This window comes from Methanoregula sp., from assembly GCF_002835825.1.
Classification (GTDB): Archaea; Halobacteriota; Methanomicrobia; order Methanomicrobiales; family Methanospirillaceae; genus Methanoregula.
Genome location: NZ_PIZH01000775.1, coordinates 1 through 1,035, shown reverse-complemented (window position 1 = coordinate 1,035; position 1,035 = coordinate 1). Strand labels below are relative to the sequence as shown.

The 1,035-nt window shown below is 58.8% G+C and carries 1 protein-coding gene; it reads left to right on the top strand.

Annotated elements, in window-relative coordinates:
• Window positions 1-753: CBS domain-containing protein (locus CW742_RS15125; protein ID WP_292421855.1), on the top strand; the 753-nt coding region annotated here is incomplete at its 5' end.
• Between the last annotated feature and the right edge of the window lie 282 nt (window positions 754-1,035).

The window sequence follows — 1,035 nt, the reverse complement described above, 5'->3', positions numbered from 1 at the left end:
CCTATGAAACTCGCGCAGGACGTCATGATCGACATGCCGCTCGTGAAATGTACCGGTACCGTCACGAGGGCCCGGCAGATCCTGAGAGACGAATCCTTCCGCGAGATCTTTGTGGAAAACGAGAAACGGAAAGTAATGGGATATATCGATGTCACGGACGCCCTCCGCGTCACGGCGACCCGGTCGAATGTTACGGTCGAAGGGTTCCTGAAAGACGCCCCCCTGGTCCGCCCCGATGACCCCATAGAACAGGTTGCACGGATGCTGCGCGATTACCGGACCGATACGGCAGGGGTGGTAGATGCCGGAGATCACTTTCTCGGCGCAGTCCTCCTCTCCGATCTCTTCCCCATCATCGTAACCCGGCACGAGATCGGGGGGATTGTCGCAGACGTGATGACACGGAAGGTGGTCACCTGCGCCCCCGAGGATCCGGTCCAGCGTATCTACTCCCTGATGCTTGAGAGCGGGTACTCGGCATTTCCGGTAATGAGGAAGGGAAAACTTATGGGCATCATCTCCCGGAGAGACCTTCTCCGCGATGGCCGTGTACGGACCGCGATCGAGAACAATACCGATATTCCGGTCGAGCGGCTGATGACACGGAAGGTAATCACGACTGCACCCGATGAGCCGCTTACGAAGGTGGCTGGTTTGCTCGTCAAGAACGATGTCAGCCGGATGCCGGTCATGGAACGGGATGCACTGGCGGGAATTATCGACAGGCACGATGTCCTGAAGGGACTCAGGTGACCCGGGTCCCGCCTTTGGCCGGAGTCCGGCCGGGTTGTGGGGCACCATGGCAGCAACATCCCGAATCTGTTCATGCGCGACTGAAAAACTGAATGAACTGTACGCCCGTGCAGATTTTCCCGGGCACCGGTCATCCTGCATTAACACGGAAAGCGGACAGAACGCCGGACAGAATGAATCTGCCGGAGGAAGCCCCGCGTAACCTGCGGGTGAACGATGAAGAACTGCCGGGCACCGGCCACGGTCCCCGGCCCACCGGAATGATGTTATGCGAGAGAGTAA